Raw genomic sequence first — 17,596 nt, forward strand, 5'->3', positions numbered from 1 at the left:
AGACTCGAAACAGATCGGCGGACATGCGAAAGGAGTAAACGCGATGTCAGGCTTGCCGCAGTCCTTGCTCAGTATGGGAGATCAATGGTTCAAATTATCACGTCACGGCATCGGAATCGCGAATTCCTCCGGAAGGTGGGTTGCGGTGAACGATGCGCTGACGAGCATGCTTGGATACGGCGAATCCGAGCTGCTTGGCATTCCGGTCGAAGCTTTATTCGCTCAGGCCGGCTATGAAGGAGTTGAGCGTATTGAGACAGCAGAGCGATATAAGGACGCCATGCTGGGCGTCCATCTCAAAAACAGCGGCGGCAAGCCGGTGAGATTTGACGTCTCGTCGGGAAGGCTTGAGTCGATCGCGGGAGGGGAACCGCTCACGCTCTGGCAATTCTATGAAGCGGAAGGAAAAAAACGGGCCGAAGACAAGCTGGAGGCCGTTCGGGAGCGGCAGCAAGTCATCGGCGAAAATATCGTCGATCTCTATTACATATGCGATGATAAAGGCCGGATCGTGGAAGCGGCGCCGAATGCCTATTTGCTGCTCGGCTACAGTCAGGGCGAGCTCGTCGGGTTCGACGAGCGCATGCTTTTTGAGGAACTGGATCTGAAGCGCTACAAGAGCCAATGTCCGAAGGCAGGTGCGCCGAAGGAATACAGACTGAAGCGCAAGGACGGAAGATCCGTTTGGTTCGAAGCGAGCATCAAGCAGATTGAGGGAAACAACGGAAATTCATATAAGCTGTTTATCGGCCGCGAGATCACGGCGCGCAAAAAACACGAGCGTATGTCTGCGGAGGCAGAACGAATCGCCTCGATCGGCAGCTGGGAGTGGGAGAAGGAGAGCGGGCGCTTCTCCTACTCGGCGAATCTGTCGCTCATCTATCAAGACGCAGCGACCTGCACCAATAGCGAAGAGCTGAAGCTGATCGACCTTGTCGCTCCCGAAGACCGCGAAGCTTTTTCGGAGCTGTCCGTGGCAGCAGCCAGGGGCGGCGAGCTAAGCTTCGAGTCGCGCCTGCCGATGCGGGACGGCTCGGTTAAATATATGCATATCCGAGGTGCGATCGCCCACTCGGATCCTGGCGAAGCCGGCGGACTAGTCGGCACCGTGCAGGATATTACGGATCGCAAGTTGGTCGAGCTCAAGCTGCAGGAGAGCGTCGAACGCTACACGTCGCTTAAGAAATACAATCACGACGCCGTCGTGTCGATCGATCTCGATGGACGCGTCATTAATGCCAATCAGGTCGCGCAGGAACTGACGGGCTATACGGTAAGCGAGATGGTCGGCAATCCGATCGCCAGATTCACGGGCTGGAAAAGGTTTGTTCCGCTGCGAGGGAACGTCGTCGCCTCCGAAGCCGAAGTTCGCCAGAACGACAAGATTACGCATAAGGACGGCAGCACGCGCGAAGTGCTGACGACGCTGGCGCCGATTATCATTCATGGCGACAATGTCGGCTACTATCTGATCATCAAGGATATTACCGAACAGAAAAAGCTGCTGATCGAAAAGGAAAGCGCGGAGTCGACCAACAAAGCGAAAAGCGAATTTCTCGCGATGATGAGCCACGAGATTCGCACGCCGATGAACGGAATCATCGGCATGACGGACCTGCTGCTCGACGGAGAAAACCTGTCCGATACGCAGCGGAGCTATCTGAATGTCGTACGAAAGAGCGGGGAGACGCTGCTTGCCATCATCGGGGAAATATTGGACTTTTCGAAGATCGACTCGGGAAAAACGGAGCTTGTATCGGAAACGTTCGACATACGCGCCTGCGTGAATGAATCGGTCGACGTCGTCTCCGCCAAGGCGAGAGACAAGGGGCTTCTGTTGGAAATTTCGGTCGACCGCAACGTCCCGAAGCTTGCCGTCGGCGATGACAGCCGTTTGAAGCAGGTGCTGATGAACCTGCTCAGCAATGCGGTCAAATTCACGACGTCCGGCGGCGTATATGTGACCGTCGTTCAGATCGAAGCCGCAAGCGGCAAGCTAGGGCTCAAGTTCACGGTGAAGGATACGGGCATCGGCATTCCCAAGGAAAAGGCGTTCAAGCTCTTTCAACCGTTTTATCAGATTGACAATCAGTACTCGAAAGAAACGGAAGGAACAGGCTTGGGACTTGCGATAAGCAAAAAGCTGACGGTTTTGATGGGGGGCGACATTTGGCTGGAGCATCAGGAGGCGCAAGGCGCCGCGTTTTCGTTTACGGTCGAGTTGGACCCCGCCGAGACAACTGCGGATCCCGCGGCACAGCCTGCGGATGCGGCGCAAGGACCGGACGACACGCGCCCACTGCGAATCCTCGTCGCTGAGGACAACAAGATCAATCAATTGGTTATGCTTAAAATATTGGAAAAGCTGGGCCATCAAGTCGTTATTGCCGCGCACGGCTTCGAAGCGGTCGAAGCGGCGACGCGCGACGCATTCGACCTGATCTTCATGGACGTGCAAATGCCCGGCGTCGACGGCATCGAAGCGACGCGGATGATCCGTGACCGTCTGCCCGCGGATGCATGTCCGATCATCGTGGCGGTCACGGCGAACGCGCTCAAAGGGGACCGGGAGCGATTTATGGCAGCCGGCATGGACGAGTATATGAGCAAACCGATCTATTCAAGTCTGGTCAGGGAAATGATCGGGAATTTTTTCGACCGTTGATCACGTTATATGAAAGAAGCGATTTTGTTGATTAAAGACAGCAAGCTGCAGTTCCACCCCGTCCTGTCCGCCTGGTTCTCATCGACTTTCGGAGAGCCGACCGACGTTCAGATCAAAGCTTGGGCTTCGATCGCCGAAGGAAAACATACGTTGATCGCTGCGCCGACAGGCTCGGGCAAGACGCTGGCGGCCCTTCTGCCTTGCCTCGACCTAATCGTGCGAAACGATGCGGAAGCCAAGCGTCAGCCTGCCGTCCGCACGCTGTACATTACGCCGCTGAAGGCGTTGAACAACGATATCCATTCCCATGTGACGGACTTTGCGCAGCAGCTGGACGCATGGGCCAAGGAGCGGGGCGAGCATTGGCCCGGCATCCGGAGCGATGTGCGTACCGGGGATACGACGCCGGCAAAACGGGCTTCCATGCTGCGGCGGCCGCCGGATCTGCTGGTAACGACGCCGGAGTCGTTTTATTTGCTGCTGACCTCGGTCAAAGGGCGGGACATGCTGTCCACCGTCGAGCAGGTCATCGTGGACGAGATCCACGACCTTGCCGCGGACAAGCGGGGCTCGCATCTGTCGCTGTCGTTGGAGCGGCTGACGGCGTTGTGCGGACGACCCGTCCAACGAATCGGCGTGTCGGCGACGCAGAAGCCGTTATCTCGGGTTGCGCAGTTTCTGGGCGGCTGGGAGGAGGCTGCACAAGGAACCGGGCAAGAAGCTGAGCGAGGAGCTGTGCAAGAAGCTGTGCAAGAGTGGACTTCGGAGGCGATGCTCCCGCGGCCGGTGACGATCGTCGAGAGCGGCATGACGAAGCGGTTGAGCGTGAAGGTGACCGTGCCGGAGCCTGCGTCGCCTTCCGCGGAGCGCGAGGCCGTCTGGAAGCCGCTGCTCGACCGGATTATGGAGGCGATGTCGGACAGCCGGTCCGTGCTGCTGTTCGTAAACAGCAGGCGTCTCTCGGAGCGGCTGACGCTTCGGCTCAACGACCATGTCGGCTACGAGATGGCGCGATCCCATCACGGGAGCCTGTCGCGGGAACGGCGGCTCGAAGCCGAGCGTCTGCTGAAAAGCGGAGAGCTGCGCTGCATCGTCGCGACGTCCTCCCTCGAGCTCGGCATCGATATCGGCCATATCGACCTCGTCATCCAGATCGATACGCCGCTGGCGGCCGACCGCGGTATCCAGCGGATCGGCCGCGCGGGACATGCCGTCGGCGAGGAGAGCCGCGGACTCATGATCGTCCGCGCCAAGGCGCTGCTGCCCGAGGCCGCCGTGCTAAGCCGGCTCGTCTCCAGGCGCGAGATCGAAGATATTGCGATTCCGTACGGCCCGATGGACGTGCTGTCGCAGCAGACGGTGGCGACCGTATCGATGGACGACTGGCGCGCGGCGGATCTGCTGCGCCTTGTCCGGCGAAGCGACAGCTATCGGGGCTACGACGAGCGGCGGTTCAAGGACATGCTGAAGGTGCTGTCCGGCTTCTATCCTTTTTTCAGGCCGCTGCTCGAATGGGACGCGCGCACCGACCTGTTGTCGGCCAAGGCGGTCGGAAGAGCTGCGGCCGTGCGCGGAGCGGGCACGATACCGCAGAGCGGCGGATACCCGGTCCATCATATGGATAGCAGAGCGCATCTGGGTGAGCTTGACGAGGAGTTTATCCAGGAGAGCCGCGTCGGCGACGTATTCCAGCTCGGGGCGGGCTCATGGATGATCCGCGAGATCAAAAACGATCGCGTATATGTTGCAGAAGCGGCAAACCGGTTCAGCGAGGTGCCGTTCTGGCGAAACGAGGCCGGCGGGCGCACGTATGAGCTCGGCGAGAAGATCGGCGCGTTCTGGCGCGCCATTGCCGGGCGGCTTGGCCTGGGCGCGGAGGCCGACGATCCGGACGCCGCGGAGACGTCGCGGGAGCGCGACTACGACGATGAGACGTCGGCTTGGCTGCGCGACGAATTCGGCGTGGACGCCTCAGCGGCGGAGTCGTTGATCGGCCATGTGCGCGCGCAGCATCGCGCCAGCGTCGTGCCTACCGATCGGCGCATCGTCGTCGAGCACTATCGGGACGTTATGAACCAGACGCATGTGGTCATACACAATTTTGTCGGACGCAGCGTGAACCGGGCTTGGCTGCTTGCGCTTCAGCGGCAGTTTGAACAAATTATGCCCTATCGGCTGTACGGCAACGCCAAGGACAACGGAATCGAGATCGTGCTGCCGGAGTGGGACGTTTCCTGGCTCCGGATCCTGAGCCAGGTATCGACGGCAAATGTCGAGACGCTGCTGTCGGAGGCGGTGACGGGCTCGCCGCTGCTCGCGGTCGCCTTTCGCAAGATCGCGGAAACGTCGCTCCTGCTGGCCCGCAGCTTTACGCGCACGCCGATGTGGCAGAAGCGGCTGCGCAGCGAGGAGCTGCTGAGGAAGGCGCTTCCGTTCGGCGCGCAGTTCCCGTACCTCGGCGAAGCGATGCGCGAGGCGCTGCACGAATACCTCAGCTTCGGCGATCTGCGGCGCATGCTCGAGGACATCGACGTAGGCCGCATCGAGATCGTCGTTCGGGAGACGCCTTATCCGTCGCCGCTTGCCTCCCAGTTCATGGCCGACTACGTGAATATGCGAATCTACGAAGGGGACGGACTCGACGAATCGACGCGGCGCCAGATCTTGCAGATTAATCAGGAGCTCGCGCGCGATCTGTTCGGCGCGGGCGCTGCCGGCTCTGCCGTGTCCGAGGAGGCGCTATCGCAAATGCAAGCGAGCCTGGCAGCGCCGGCGCGCCAGCCGGGCGGACCGGCGGATCTAGCGTCGTTGCTCAAGGCGAGAGGGGATCTCACGGCCGGCGAGATTGTTAAGGCGGCCGGCGAACGCAGTCTGACCTGGCTGAGCGAGCTCGAAGGGAGCGGTGCGGCCGTTGCCTTGCAGATGCCGGGCGACGAAGAGCCGCGATATATCGCGGCCGACGAAACGGAGCTGTTCGCGCGATTTCCGGAAGACCCGGCTGCGGTTCTGTTTATTCTGGGACGTTATGCGGATCACCGGATGTCGTTCACCGAAGCCGATCTCGTCGAACGGTATCCGCAGCTGGACCTGTCCGGCGCGGCCGCTGCCGTGCAATTGCTGCTCGAGCGGGAGGTGATCCAGCGGGCCCCACACGCCTCCGGCGAGGACGAGCGGCTATGGACGAGCGTACAGGTCGCCTCCAAGCTGGTTCGCTGGTCGGTACGTCAGGCCAGATCCCAGGCCGAGCCGGCGGACGCGATTCGCTGGTGCAGCCAGATTGCGCTGCTCCAGCATGCGCTGCCCGGCACGCAGATGCAGGGCGGCGAGGGCTTGCTTGCCGCGATCGGCAAGCTGCAGGGCATTTTTTTGCCGCTGTCGCATTGGGAGACGCTGATCCTGCCCGCACGCGTCCAGGGCTATCGCAAGGAGGACCTCGATCTGCTGTGCGCAACGGGCGAAGTGCTCTGGATCGGCCGGCGCGAGGAGGAAGAGCGGGAAGGCAAGGTCGCTTTTTTCCTGGCGGACGACAAGTCGTTGTACGAACCTTATGCGGAAGCTGCGCTGCGGCAGGAAGCGAATACGCGCCATCCGCAGTTGGCCAAGCTCATACGGGAGAGCGGAGCGAGCTTCCTCACCAAGCTCTCCAGGGACACCGACACCCGGCCGTCGGAGCTGCTGCCCATGTTGCTCGATTTGGCCTGGGAAGGCCTCGTTTCCAACGATCAGTTCGCGCCGCTCCGGCTTCACGCCGATCCTGCCAACGCAAGACGACAGGCGCAAGGGCGCACCGGATCGGGGCTGGGGCGCTGGTATGCCGTGTCGAGCTTGCTTGAATCGGCGAACGATGACATCTCCGACGAAGACGATCGCGTGTGCGCGTCCAGCCACAGTGCGCCGGAAGACGGACAATCTCCGGTCCTTGCGTGGACCAAACATCTGCTCGGTACGTACGGCATGGTGAACCGGGAACTGGTGTCGAAGGTGTCGCCGTTTCCTTGGGATGTCCTGCAAGGGGTGCTGCGTCAGCTGGAGGAGTGGGGACTCGTCACCCGGGGCGCTTTTATCCGGGGCCTGGACGCCCTGCAGTTCGCCACGCCAAACTTCCGCGATGCCGTCAAGCGGCCCGCGGGCAGCGGAGAAGGGCAATTGGCCGTTTTGTCGGCCGCCGACCCTGCCAATCCCTTCGGGCTGATCGCAGAGTGGCCGTCCGGCTCGAAGGGCGTCTCGTTTGCTCGAAAGCCAGGCAACTTCCTGCTGCTGGACGGGGAAAAGTGGCTTTACTGGATCGAAAACAACGGCAAACGCGTGTTCAGCCTCGAGCCGGAAGCCGACGATCTGAAGGCGCGAGGACGGGCCGACCGTCTGCAAGCCGCATTCCAGACGATCATTCGCCGGCAGAAGCTCGTTAAGCTTAAGCTGGACGAATGGAACGGCAAAGCGGCCGCCGATACGGACGCGGGCCGCGCGCTGCTGTCCGAAGGCGCGGAGAGGCAGATGAAGTCGCTCGTGCTTTGGCTGAAAACTTGAAGCGAAGCCGCCGGAAGCGCAACTTTTTTAATTCAAATCGGGTATAAATGAGATCGTGTTTAATAGGATCAGAAATGCTTCGACGATCGAGACGAGGCGCCCGTGCGAATCTGTTCCTTTAATCGAAAGGTGTGGACGTATGAAAACCGATTATGTAGACGTGCTGGCGAAAATCTCCGATAAACTATATCAATCGGGCATGGATGTCATGCTGACGGCCAGCCGGATGATTCCGGCCAATACGTTTTGCATTGCCAATCTCGATCGCGTATCCACCGTCGTCCTCAATGCTTTTAACCGGGACAAGGTGATCCTGACGGAAGGGCTGGTCGTGGCTAACGAGGAGTCGTATTGCGCGTTGGTGACGGAGAAGGCCAAGGGACCGCTTGTCATCGAAAACAATATGACGCATCCGTTGACGAAGGATATGCCCGCGACGCAGTTCGTCGGAGGCTGCTCCTTTTTAGGCGTACCCTTGCTAACGCCCGGCGGACAGATTTTTGGCTCGCTGTGTGCGTTCGACGATCGTTATTATGCGTTCGAGGAGCGGGATGTCGAGCTGCTGCTGTCCTTGTCCCGGTTTTTTACGGACGTGCTGGCGCTGGACGAATCCGTCGAGCACCTGCAGGCTGCTCAGGAAAAGGCCATGCGCGTGCTCGAAGAAAAAGATACCCTCCTTGCCGTCCTCAGCCACGAGATTCGTACGCCGATGAACGGCGTGCTAGGCATGGCCAATCTTCTGCGGTCGACGTCGCTCACCGAAGAGCAGCAGAACTATGTCGCGGTGATCGAGGACTGCGGCGCGGGACTGATGGAGATGCTGAACCAGATTCTGGAGCATTCCAAGATCGAAGCGGGGAAAATGAGCGTGGACACCGAACCCTTCAATCTCGTCGAGTGCGCGGAGCAGGCCGTTCAGATCCATGCGTTCGAAGCCGGGAAAAAAGGGATCGGGCTCCGTCTTGAGATTGACGACAAGCTGATCGGAAACTACGAGGGGGACGGCTTGAAAATCAGGCAGATCCTTATTAATCTCGTTAGCAACGCCGTCAAGTTCACCGATCGCGGGGAAGTGCTGTTGTCGATTAAAAAAGAGAACAAAGCCGCCCAGGACGGCAGGATTTGGCTGTCTTTCAGCGTGCGGGATACCGGCGTAGGCATCGCGCCGGAACGCAGGGATCAGCTTTTCCGCTCGTTCTCCCAAGTCCATGACAAGTCGATTAAATGCAATTACGGCGGCATCGGACTCGGATTGTCGATCTGCCGCCAATATGCCGAACTGATGAACGGTACTGTCGTGCTGACGGACACCGGTCCCGAGGGTTCTTGCTTTACGCTATCCGTTCCGCTGCGTTCGCTGAAGAGCCGTCAGACCTGTAACGCAGGCTAAGCGCGCAGGACGGCCGAAGCCGCCTGCGCGCATCGACGTTCGATCGGCGGCACGAGCCGTCAGTCCGTCAACCCCACTTGATGCCTGTCTTGAAGCCCGCTCCGTGACCGGCAGCCTGGCCGCCAAGCTGGATTCCGGCGCCTTGCGGACCCAGATGCGCGCCCGCTTCCAGACCGACACCGTATTTGCCTCCCACCTGGCCGCCCGTCGCTGCTTCGATCCCGGCGCCCGCGCTCATTTGACCTTTCGCCTGAACGCCTGCACCATACGATCCTCCGAGCTGTGCGCCGCCTTGGAACGAAGCGACTTTGCCACCGCCGAGTTGTGCCCCTGCCTGGACGCCTGCGCCGTGCGGTCCGCCGAATTGTCCGCCTATTTTCGCGTGAATGCCCTGCCCGCCGCCGATACCGCCGCCGGCTTGCAGGCCGAGTCCATAATTGCCGCCAACGTAAGCTCCGGTATGGACGCCGGTTCCATGCCCGCCGCCATAATAGCCTTGCGCGTGCATGCCCGCTTCAAGCGGACCGATATGGCTTTGCGCCTGAAGGCCGGCATGATGCGCCGCGCTGTCGGGGCCGATCTGCTCCGCAGGCAGAACCGGCATCGGCATTTGCTCGAGGCCGGGATAAGCGGAGCCCGGTTGATAAGAATCCGCGTAATAGGGGCGCGAAGGATAGCCCGCCGCATAAGAGAGGCCCGGATATCCATAATAATCGGGAACGCCGCCGTTATAGGGCTGTACGAAACCGTATCCGTAGCCTTGACCGAATGAGCCCCGCGGATTAATGTACATTGCTTCCGCCTCCATTTTAATCGAATGATGCGTTAGCCTATTCCGCGAATGCCGCGGCGGACACCGGCCCGCATGAATTTGGGCGCCGGAAACCAAGTAGCATGTGTCTGCATATGGGGTAAGGGACTGCATAGGCGCACAACAATCGTCGCCGCAACCGAAGGGAGGGGCCGGCATGCCCGCATCAATCGCCGATGTTACGGAATGGCTCGAATCGCAGACGGACAAGGAACTGGTCGTAACGAAGCATGAGGACAGCGACCTCGACGAGGTTATCATCAGGCTGTCGCGCGTCGAGCGCAGAGGTGAGCGGAGCGACTCGCCGGACGACTACACGAACGGCGCCTCGCTGCTGCTGAGAGGGAACGGAACGGTCGTCACGGAAGGCAGGGAGGAGCCTTTGCCTTCCGATGCGTTCGAGATTCCGCTAGAGGGCTTAAGCCTGACGGAGACCGCGGACGATGCGGTGCTGCTCGTCACCGAGCGCGCCAGGTACTCGATTAAAGTTAGAAACTAAGCATTGAAAAACGCCCGCAGCCGATTCAGGCCGCGGGCGTTTTGACAAGCAGGGGAACGGAAAGGGCGATCAATCGCCCGATGCAATCGCGCTTTTGCCTCCGAGCACGATGACGCCGCCGCCTACGAACATGCAGACGATCAGAATAATGATATAGACCATTGCCAACACCTCCGGATTTGGTTACCCTTATCGTAACTTAATCTTACCCGATACGGGTACCGACGAATTCGTGACAAGATCAGGCTGCCGGATGCCGGATGGCGTCCGCAAGAACAGCAGGCACAGCATCCCGTCGCGATTCGCAGCCATGGAGGAATGATGATGACAGTACATATCGCGCTGCTGCGCGGCATCAATGTCGGCGGCAACAACAAGGTCAAGATGGCCGAGCTCAAGTCTGCTTGCGAGGAGCTCGGTCTCGAAGGCGTGCGCACCTACATTCAGAGCGGCAATATCGTCTTTCGCTCGGACCGTTCCGCGGAAGCGCTGCGCGAGATGCTCGAGAAGTTGCTGCGTGAAAATTTCGGTGTCAAAAAGGCCACGGTGCTCCTTCGCTCGAACGCCGAGTTGCAGCGGTTGCTGCGGGATTGCCCGTTCTCCGATGCGCAAATCGCGGCGGCCAGCCAGCTTTACGTTAATCTGCTGGACAAGCCGCTGGATGACGGGCAGCTGGCCCGAATCGGCGAATTGTCCGCGGAAGGCGAACAATGCGCGATCGGGGATCGGGCCATCTATTTGCTGCTCACGCCGAGTATTCTCGATTCCGCATTCGCGATTTTGTTTCAAAAAATGAAGCTGACCTTGACAGCCCGCAACTGGAACACGATGAACAAGCTGGGCGAGCTGGCGGCGCAGACGGAAGCATAAGCGGCGATTAAGACTGTGTCTGGATGACGCTGTCCACGATGCCGTACGCCATCGCTTCCTCGGCGTTCATAAAGGTGTCGCGGTCCATATCTTTTTCCACTCGTTCCAGCGGTTGACCCGTGCGATCCGCGGTGATCTGGTTCAACCGTTCCCGGATCTGCAGGATGCGTTTGGCGCTGATGGCGATATCGCTCGCCTGGCCTTGCACGCCGCCATGCGGCTGATGGATCATGATCTCGCTGTTCGGCAGCGCGAAGCGCTTGCCTTTCTCCCCGGACAGCAGCAGAATCGCCGCGAACGACGCGGCCATCCCCGTACAGATCGTATGAACCTCCGGTCGGATGAATTGCATCGTGTCGTAGATCGCCATGCCCGCCGTCGTCGATCCGCCGGGACTGTTAATGTACATGCTGATCGGCTTTTCCGGGTCTTCCGCAGCCAGGAACAGCATCTGCGCCACGATGGAGTTGGCCATCGTGTCGTCGATCGCCGCGCCGAGGAATACGATGCGGTCTCTCAGCAGCCTGGAATAAATGTCGTACGAGCGCTCTCCGCGCGCCGTCTGGTCGATTACATAAGGAATGTAGCCGTTCATTGCAGGTTCCTCCCGTCGGTTGGTTTGCACGTTCATTTCGGTAAACGTTCAGATCCGGCAGAAGGATACGTCAGATTTTTATTTTTCGCCGCGTATCTTTTTCGCTGATTCGTTCGTTTACTTGAATAATCGGGTGAAATGGAACTGCGGCCTGTCAGAGAATGAGAGGAGGAGTATTCGTATGATCGATTCTGCTACGGATATCGAGCGCATGTCTGCCAGCGTCGGCCGTTATAGCCTGTCGCTCGTCCGTACGCTGCCAGCGGCGGAGGATCTGGCGCAGGAGAGCTGGAGCCGCGCGCTGCCTGCGCTGCGGGAGGGCGGCGGCCATGCCAATCCGGAGGCGCTCCTGCTGCGCGTGGCGAGGAATGTATGGATCGACGGCTTGCGCCGCGATTCTCGCAAGGCAAAGCTCCTGCAGGAGATGCGGCCGGAGGAGGCAGCGAATGACCGGCCGCTGCTGGCGCTGGAGCTGGCGCCGGTGTTCGCCGCGCTGAATGCGCATTTGCCGAAGCTGCAGCGGACGGTATTTCTCCTGCGCGATGTCCTTGACTACTCGATCAAGGAGACCGCAGCCCGGCTCGATACGTCCGAAGGTGCCGTCAAGGCCGCGCTTGTCCGCGCGCGCAGGTCGCTCGCGCTCGTCCGCGAAGCGCTCTCGCGGGAGGAGGGACCGCCAATTCCTGTGGATGAGGGCGAGCGGATCGAAGCGCATCTGATGGCCGATGCCTACGCGAGAGGAGACATCGGCACGCTGGTTGCGCTTGCGAACGGGGAGGCGCGCATGCAAGCGAGACACTTGCCATTGCAAGGGGCTGCCTCGCACGCGTTCGGCAGACACCGGCTCTTATCGCCTGAAGCGACGATGGCGTTCGGCATGCGCCTGGCGGCTTAGCGCGGATGCGTCCAACCATTTAATGCCGGAACCACTCACCTGAAGGGTGCAGATGCGTTCCGGCTTTTTTAATAGACCAGAAATTATAAAATTAAGCTTTTCGGTGGCTTGCGGGCCGAAAAACCGGCATTTGTGCAGTTATTTTCCGCCAAACAACGGATGCGATAAAATGCCTGCAAATATACAGGTAAAGGAATAGCGCAAGCCGAAAATCGGGCTGCTGGCGTCCAAAAGCTGCAGTTTTGCATCTATACTGTTAATACGGGCCGACTTCGGCGAATATTGATGCATATTTGCAGGAATTGCGGAGAAAGAGCGCCGCTGGCGGCCAAATGCTGGCCCAGCCCGTCGGAACGGCTGTCGGACGAACCATCAATAGTCGTTGCGCGCGACTCAAGATTCGATTATTCGCAAACCTTAATTTTTCTTAAATATCTCATTCATACAATTGACATCCAACGTGTATGAAGGGCATAATACACTCATAGTGTATGAACCACTTAGTACACACACTCCACCATAAGGCGAGGCAGAGCGATGGATAATCACGGCGGCTGGATGGAGACGGCGTTTAACACGCGAGATCCGGTATACCTGCAGGTCGTCCGGCTGTTCAAGGAACGAATCGTCACGGGCCGGCTGGCGGCGGGAGAGGCGATCCCATCGAGACGGGAGATCGCTTCGTTGCTCAAGATGAACCCGAATACGGCACAGCGAGCTTACAAGGAAATGGAGGAACAATGCTTGATCGTCACGGAAGGCAACTCGCCAAGCCGAATTACGAGGGACGAGGACGTGCTCCGCAATATCAGGTCGGAGCTGCTGGGCGAAGCGGTCAGGACGTTTGTGGGCTCGATCCGCAACATGCGGGTGCCGCTCCAGGAAATCGTTGAATTGGTTAAGGAAGAATACGAATCGGACGCGGGTAATCGGGATCGGGGAACCGGAGGTGGCGGCGCATGATTCGCATCGAGAACGCCCACAAGCGCTACCGCTGGCGCAAGGTGCTCGACGGCGTGACCTTTTCCGCGGAAAAGGGTCAGATCACCTGCCTTGTCGGCATGAACGGCGCGGGCAAGTCGACGCTGCTGAAGGCGATCATGGGACTGACGCCTTTGTCCAAGGGAAGCATTCGCGTCGACGGAGTCGGCTCGAAGCGGGAGCTTTACGAGAAGGTTTCCTTTATCCCGGACCATGCGGCGATGCCGGGCGGCTACAGGCTTGAAGACGGCCTTCAGTTTATGGCTGATTACTATAAGAGCTGGAACGATTCGCGGGCGGAAGAACTGATGACATTCTTTCGGCTGGACCCGCGCGAGCGCGTCGGCAATCTGTCCAAGGGGACGGCGGCCAAATTCGGTCTAGTGCTCGGACTTGCTGCGGATACGGAGTTCGTGCTGATGGACGAGCCTTTTTCGGGGATCGATGTGTTCAGCCGAGAAATGATCGGCGAAGTATTCTCGAGCCGGCTGATCGAAGACCGCGGCGTGCTGTTGACGACGCACGAGATCGACGAGGTCGAATATTTGCTGGATCGCGCCATCCTGCTGAAGGACGGCAAAGTCGCCCGCGACATCGATTGCGAGCAGGTGCGGGACGAACAGGGAAAGTCCGTGCTTGACGTGATGCGGGAGGTGTACCGGGCATGAGCCATTATTTCAAGCTGCTGGCATTAGAGGTGCGCAGGTTTCGTTATATATTGGCCGGGCTGCTGACTTATGTTTTGATCGTAGAAATATTGGCCGTCGCGGCAGAGATACGCAACTTTTCAAAGCGCTCCGGGCTTAAGGACGTTACAAGAGATCCTAGCGTAAGACTTGACACGCTTTCTTTCGCAGATGTTATAGGCAATACACAACGGGGTTTCGCACTGGCGATCATTGTTCCATTGGTAGCCATTATGGCCTACGTACTTGTGATTTGGTATAGGGACTGGTCCGGCCGTCATCCGTTTTCCTACCGGCAGCTCATGATTCCGGGTGGACGTATTCCATTGTATTTTGCAAAGCTAACCGCCATTTTATTGTTAATATTCGTAACGCTGGCCTGGCAATTGTTCTCAATGGCGGGATTACGTCTCGAGTATGCGCTGCTCACGCCGGAGATTTTAAAGGAACCGGTGATCTTTACTGACGCGATGTACGCCAGCGAGATTTTTAAGCTGTTGCTCCCGCTCCGATTTGAGGATTTTTTGGTTCATTATAGTTTAGGTCTGTTGGTTTTGCTGCTCGCGTTTGCAGGCATCTTACTTGAAAGAAGCTACCGCATACTCGGAATCGCTATTGCAGTGATTTATATTATTGTGAATATCACGCTTCTCAGTTTTTCGGCTAACGGCTTCGGGTTCCCGCTATATCCTGGCGAAGCGATGTCGGTGTGCCTGACGATATTCGGATTGGAGGTTGCGGGAGCGATATGGTTGAGCTTGAAGCTAATTACCAGCAAAATCGCAGTATAAAGAGGCGAGGGAAGATCAGGTACGCGCTTGTCGGATTGCTTACCGGTTTTGCATTCGTATTTTTGGGAGTGTATTACGGATATGCATCCGACGAACGATTGCCGAGCTTTCATTTGGAAAAGATTGCGGGAAACGATTCGATTGGCGAGTCAATCCGTCTGGTTGGCAGTTATAATGGCCGAAAGGGATCCAGAGGAATGACTGTAGACGTTCAAGGAACAACCTATCCGAGATATTACAATACGTTTGGAAGATTGTTTTACTTTTCATTTTTTAAGTATTACGATGCAGAAACATCTTCTTTAATTAAAAACTATCGTAATTACATGCGCGGAAAAGCTCAAGGTTCTGTCTATCAGACCGACGGTCTGCTCGTCTATACACAGCTATTTTGGAATGAAGAAAGAGCACAACTGAGGCTGTCCATTCTAAATAAAGAAAGTAAAAAAGTAACGGATTATAAATTGGATGCCGGCGAATGGGAACCAAAGATTTATATTACTATGGCGGATCAGCAAGTCGAAGGAGAACGAATTCATGTTCTATTGGAGCGAGTCAGCGCTTCTCGTTCGAGTGCACAGAACTTTCCGAAGTTTACTGATTATATCATGAGTCTTAGAACCGGCGAGCTTCTTGAAGCGCGTGAGATTAAGCTGCCTGTGTCATCCGATTATCGCCTGTCCTCATATACCGACCGGGGGAGCCGGGCAGAATCTAGGCATTCAGCCTTTATGGCCGTCAAAGAGGCTGGTTCGCAATCTTCGTCCCTAAACAACGATCAATCGCCTCAGGCAAGTTCAACGCCGCCACCGGACATTTTGGATCGCAAAGCGTTTTCGTATAATTACGAAAATGGCGAGGTGTCCCTACTTATACTTCATGAGCCGGACAACGGGGACGAAAGTAACTATTTTGTGGACGGAGACACGCTGTATATAGTTCGGACGGTCAAAACGACGAGCGTATGGGGCGGCGAAGGCTTTGATATAACCGGGATCAATCTGGCATCAGGCGCGCGAACATCAGCCTATACAATCCTTGCTTCAGATCTGAAAGGCGACGAACTTATGGAGCCCAGGATGCGCAACGGCATATTCTACTTTCTGATGCCTGGCGCACGAGCTACCGGATCGATCGGCAGAGTTTATACGAAGGTCGCTGCCGTTGAGGCCAGCTCGGGAAAGACGCTATACGAAGGCCAGGTCGTTTACGACGGGCCAGAAGGCGAGTCCGACGCCGAACTCAGGCAAACCGTGCTGATTAATATGGAACTGGGATCGTGAAACGCCGCATCGACATCCTCCGCAGCCTCGAGCTCGAGGCTTACCGGATGGCCTATTATTTGCTGGAGGAAGAAACTTCTGCCGGCGAAGTGGCAACGCGGGCGCTGCTCGCGCTGCACGCCGCGCAGGAACTGACGGCATTAACGCAGGAGGATCGCCGGAGCTTGCTGAAGCGGCTCGTCATGCGGGAGTCAATTTCGAGCTTTGGCCAGTCGGCTGCGAGAGCGAACTGATTCGTGGACAGGTATGTGCGCTTGCGGCGTTGCGGTGTTCCGCGGTTGTTCGGCAGATCCTTAAAACCTGCATATATACATGTATTTTCTAACAAACAACGGTATCGAATGTAAAACATGCAAATATGCAGGTAAATTCGCAGCACAAGCGGGAAACCCGGCTGGCATAGGAAAAAGCCTGCATTTTCGCATCCTTTTTGTCAAATGGGGCGATGACGGCAAAAAAAGATGTATATTTGCAGGCATTGCGGCGAATGGGCGACACGGGCGACAGTCGACCGGTCAAGGCAGCGGCTGGCCTATGAGCCAGTGATAGGCGTCTCGCGCGAACTCATTTTTCGGATATCCGCCAAACCTAAATGAACCGTCAGGGTGATTTTCGATCCTCCCTGACGGTTTTCTTAACGTTTGCGGCGCATTTGCCTTGCAGATGTCTTGCGGGAACGCGCTTTATCGGCCGATCGCGCAGCGGGTATGCGGCCGAGCGCCCGCGCATAACGCATGACCTTGCGGTGCGTGGTTTTATCGCGCAGATGCCTGAACAGATAAGGATCAGGCGACGTATTGAGCTCAATGATCCATGGCTTGAGAGAATGGTCGAGTCCGATATCCGCGCCGACCATATTGATCTTGGGATAAGCTCTCGCCAGCGCCCTAGCGGAGCGAAGACCCAGCGTCCTCAGCCTGCCTTCAGTCTTCCTCGCGCCGGCGAGACCCAGCTTCGGCCGAAGCAGACGACTTAAAGCGACTGGCGTGCCGCCGTCATGATAATTCGTGACGGCTTTGCCTCTTTGGGCGACCCTTGCGATGACGCCGGTCGGCTCCCAGGCGCCTGCCGGATTTTTTTGCACCATGACGCGAATGTCGAAGCGCCTGCCGTTCGTTCTGAGCAGATGCACGCCGCGCTGCGCGAGATAAAGACGCTGACGTTTGGTCCGCGAGATGTGGCCGTACAGCTTGTCGATGGACGAGAAGCGCTTTTTGCTTAATCCAGCATGACAGCTGTAAGGCTGCCGATGCCCATGCGTCCGTTCGATGCGCATCACGCCCCGGCCGAACGTTCCGGCGACAGGCTTCACGTAGATCATGCCGTAGCGGTCCAGCATTTTCGCGAGCGTCGACCGATCCATTTTCCGCGTATCGGGGATATGCGGAGCGACTGCTGGATCTCTTAGCGCCGCGACCGTCTTGACCCACTTGTTCGCGATATGCATGCCCCTGCGGTTAATCACAGCGGTTCCCCCTCCAATCGCCATACCATATGCTTGCCCGCCGCCGCCCGACACGGACAAGAGTTGGAAGATTCACGGTCCGCCGGCTTCGGTTAATGAATGGTAATCAAGCAATCGCGGATACACTGCAGAGGGGGA

The 17,596-nt window shown here is 57.9% G+C and carries 14 protein-coding genes; 11 read left to right on the plus strand and 3 right to left on the minus strand.

Annotation, left to right across the window (positions count from 1 at the left end):
* The first annotated feature begins 43 nt into the window (after nucleotides 1–43).
* The 3 genes from ACFSR7_RS29310 (at nucleotide 44) to ACFSR7_RS29320 (ending at nucleotide 8,582) form a co-directional block, all read left to right on the plus strand.
* Complete coding sequence (locus tag ACFSR7_RS29310) at nucleotides 44–2,665, plus strand: PAS domain S-box protein (RefSeq protein ID WP_378167765.1); 2,622 nt, start codon at nucleotides 44–46, stop codon at nucleotides 2,663–2,665.
* Nucleotides 2,666–2,692: 27 nt separating this feature from the next.
* Nucleotides 2,693–7,192, plus strand: a complete 4,500-nt coding sequence (locus tag ACFSR7_RS29315) for a DEAD/DEAH box helicase (RefSeq protein ID WP_378167767.1) — start codon at nucleotides 2,693–2,695, stop codon at nucleotides 7,190–7,192.
* Between the two features lie 139 nt (nucleotides 7,193–7,331).
* A complete protein-coding gene (locus tag ACFSR7_RS29320) occupies nucleotides 7,332–8,582 on the plus strand; it encodes a GAF domain-containing sensor histidine kinase (protein WP_378167768.1) in 1,251 nt (416 codons plus the stop codon).
* 67 nt (nucleotides 8,583–8,649) lie between these two features.
* On the opposite strand, the gene ACFSR7_RS29325 is transcribed toward ACFSR7_RS29320, so the two are convergent.
* Nucleotides 8,650–9,375 (minus strand): hypothetical protein, encoded by a 726-nt coding sequence (locus ACFSR7_RS29325; protein WP_378167770.1) that lies wholly within the window; start codon nucleotides 9,373–9,375, stop codon nucleotides 8,650–8,652.
* Between the two features lie 175 nt (nucleotides 9,376–9,550).
* Between ACFSR7_RS29325 and ymzB the strand changes: the two genes are divergently transcribed.
* Both ymzB and ACFSR7_RS29335 read left to right on the plus strand, forming a co-directional pair.
* Nucleotides 9,551–9,892: a protein YmzB gene (ymzB, locus tag ACFSR7_RS29330; RefSeq protein WP_378167772.1), complete on the plus strand. Its 342-nt coding sequence runs from the start codon at nucleotides 9,551–9,553 to the stop codon at nucleotides 9,890–9,892.
* 324 nt (nucleotides 9,893–10,216) lie between these two features.
* On the plus strand, nucleotides 10,217–10,762 hold the full coding sequence (locus ACFSR7_RS29335) for a DUF1697 domain-containing protein (protein ID WP_378167774.1): 546 nt from the start codon (nucleotides 10,217–10,219) through the stop codon (nucleotides 10,760–10,762).
* A 7-nt stretch (nucleotides 10,763–10,769) separates the two neighbouring features.
* Here ACFSR7_RS29335 and clpP read toward each other — a convergent pair whose 3' ends face one another.
* The gene (gene clpP / locus ACFSR7_RS29340; protein WP_378167775.1) at nucleotides 10,770–11,393 is read right to left on the minus strand and encodes an ATP-dependent Clp endopeptidase proteolytic subunit ClpP; all 624 of its coding nucleotides are present in this window, start codon (nucleotides 11,391–11,393) and stop codon (nucleotides 10,770–10,772) included.
* 145 nt (nucleotides 11,394–11,538) lie between these two features.
* Between clpP and ACFSR7_RS29345 the strand changes: the two genes are divergently transcribed.
* The 6 genes from ACFSR7_RS29345 (at nucleotide 11,539) to ACFSR7_RS29370 (ending at nucleotide 16,226) form a co-directional block, all read left to right on the plus strand.
* Complete coding sequence (locus tag ACFSR7_RS29345) at nucleotides 11,539–12,252, plus strand: RNA polymerase sigma factor (RefSeq protein ID WP_378167777.1); 714 nt, start codon at nucleotides 11,539–11,541, stop codon at nucleotides 12,250–12,252.
* A 558-nt stretch (nucleotides 12,253–12,810) separates the two neighbouring features.
* Nucleotides 12,811–13,215, plus strand: coding sequence for a GntR family transcriptional regulator (locus ACFSR7_RS29350; RefSeq protein WP_378168198.1), 405 nt, complete (start codon nucleotides 12,811–12,813; stop codon nucleotides 13,213–13,215).
* Nucleotides 13,212–13,901, plus strand: a complete 690-nt coding sequence (locus tag ACFSR7_RS29355; protein WP_378167779.1) for an ABC transporter ATP-binding protein — start codon at nucleotides 13,212–13,214, stop codon at nucleotides 13,899–13,901. The genes ACFSR7_RS29350 and ACFSR7_RS29355 overlap by 4 nt, the downstream gene beginning before the upstream one ends.
* Entirely contained in the window at nucleotides 13,898–14,710 is an 813-nt protein-coding gene (locus ACFSR7_RS29360; protein WP_378167781.1) for a hypothetical protein, read from the plus strand. Before ACFSR7_RS29355 ends, ACFSR7_RS29360 begins: the two co-directional genes overlap by 4 nt.
* Entirely contained in the window at nucleotides 14,668–15,993 is a 1,326-nt protein-coding gene (locus tag ACFSR7_RS29365) for a hypothetical protein (protein WP_378167783.1), read from the plus strand. Before ACFSR7_RS29360 ends, ACFSR7_RS29365 begins: the two co-directional genes overlap by 43 nt.
* Nucleotides 15,990–16,226: a hypothetical protein gene (locus ACFSR7_RS29370; RefSeq protein WP_378167785.1), complete on the plus strand. Its 237-nt coding sequence runs from the start codon at nucleotides 15,990–15,992 to the stop codon at nucleotides 16,224–16,226. The genes ACFSR7_RS29365 and ACFSR7_RS29370 overlap by 4 nt, the downstream gene beginning before the upstream one ends.
* A 401-nt stretch (nucleotides 16,227–16,627) precedes the next feature.
* On the opposite strand, the gene ACFSR7_RS29375 is transcribed toward ACFSR7_RS29370, so the two are convergent.
* On the minus strand, nucleotides 16,628–17,458 hold the full coding sequence (locus tag ACFSR7_RS29375; protein WP_378167787.1) for a YheC/YheD family protein: 831 nt from the start codon (nucleotides 17,456–17,458) through the stop codon (nucleotides 16,628–16,630).
* Nucleotides 17,459–17,596: the final 138 nt, after the last annotated feature.

The sequence above is a fragment of the Cohnella sp. GCM10020058 genome (assembly GCF_042683485.1).
GTDB lineage: Bacteria > Bacillota > Bacilli > Paenibacillales > Paenibacillaceae > Cohnella.

What these genes read in the sequence shown, in the direction of transcription:
- ACFSR7_RS29310 (WP_378167765.1), top strand. Translation starts at nt 44, where the DNA reads ATGTCAGGCTTGCCGCAGTCCTTGCTCAGTATGGGAGATCAATGGTTC.
- ACFSR7_RS29320 (WP_378167768.1), top strand. Translation starts at nt 7,332, where the DNA reads ATGAAAACCGATTATGTAGACGTGCTGGCGAAAATCTCCGATAAACTA.
- ACFSR7_RS29325 (WP_378167770.1), bottom strand. Translation starts at nt 9,375, where the DNA reads ATGTACATTAATCCGCGGGGCTCATTCGGTCAAGGCTACGGATACGGT.
- ymzB (WP_378167772.1), top strand. Translation starts at nt 9,551, where the DNA reads ATGCCCGCATCAATCGCCGATGTTACGGAATGGCTCGAATCGCAGACG.
- ACFSR7_RS29335 (WP_378167774.1), top strand. Translation starts at nt 10,217, where the DNA reads ATGACAGTACATATCGCGCTGCTGCGCGGCATCAATGTCGGCGGCAAC.
- clpP (WP_378167775.1), bottom strand. Translation starts at nt 11,393, where the DNA reads ATGAACGTGCAAACCAACCGACGGGAGGAACCTGCAATGAACGGCTAC.
- ACFSR7_RS29345 (WP_378167777.1), top strand. Translation starts at nt 11,539, where the DNA reads ATGATCGATTCTGCTACGGATATCGAGCGCATGTCTGCCAGCGTCGGC.
- ACFSR7_RS29350 (WP_378168198.1), top strand. Translation starts at nt 12,811, where the DNA reads ATGGAGACGGCGTTTAACACGCGAGATCCGGTATACCTGCAGGTCGTC.
- ACFSR7_RS29355 (WP_378167779.1), top strand. Translation starts at nt 13,212, where the DNA reads ATGATTCGCATCGAGAACGCCCACAAGCGCTACCGCTGGCGCAAGGTG.
- ACFSR7_RS29360 (WP_378167781.1), top strand. Translation starts at nt 13,898, where the DNA reads ATGAGCCATTATTTCAAGCTGCTGGCATTAGAGGTGCGCAGGTTTCGT.
- ACFSR7_RS29365 (WP_378167783.1), top strand. Translation starts at nt 14,668, where the DNA reads ATGGTTGAGCTTGAAGCTAATTACCAGCAAAATCGCAGTATAAAGAGG.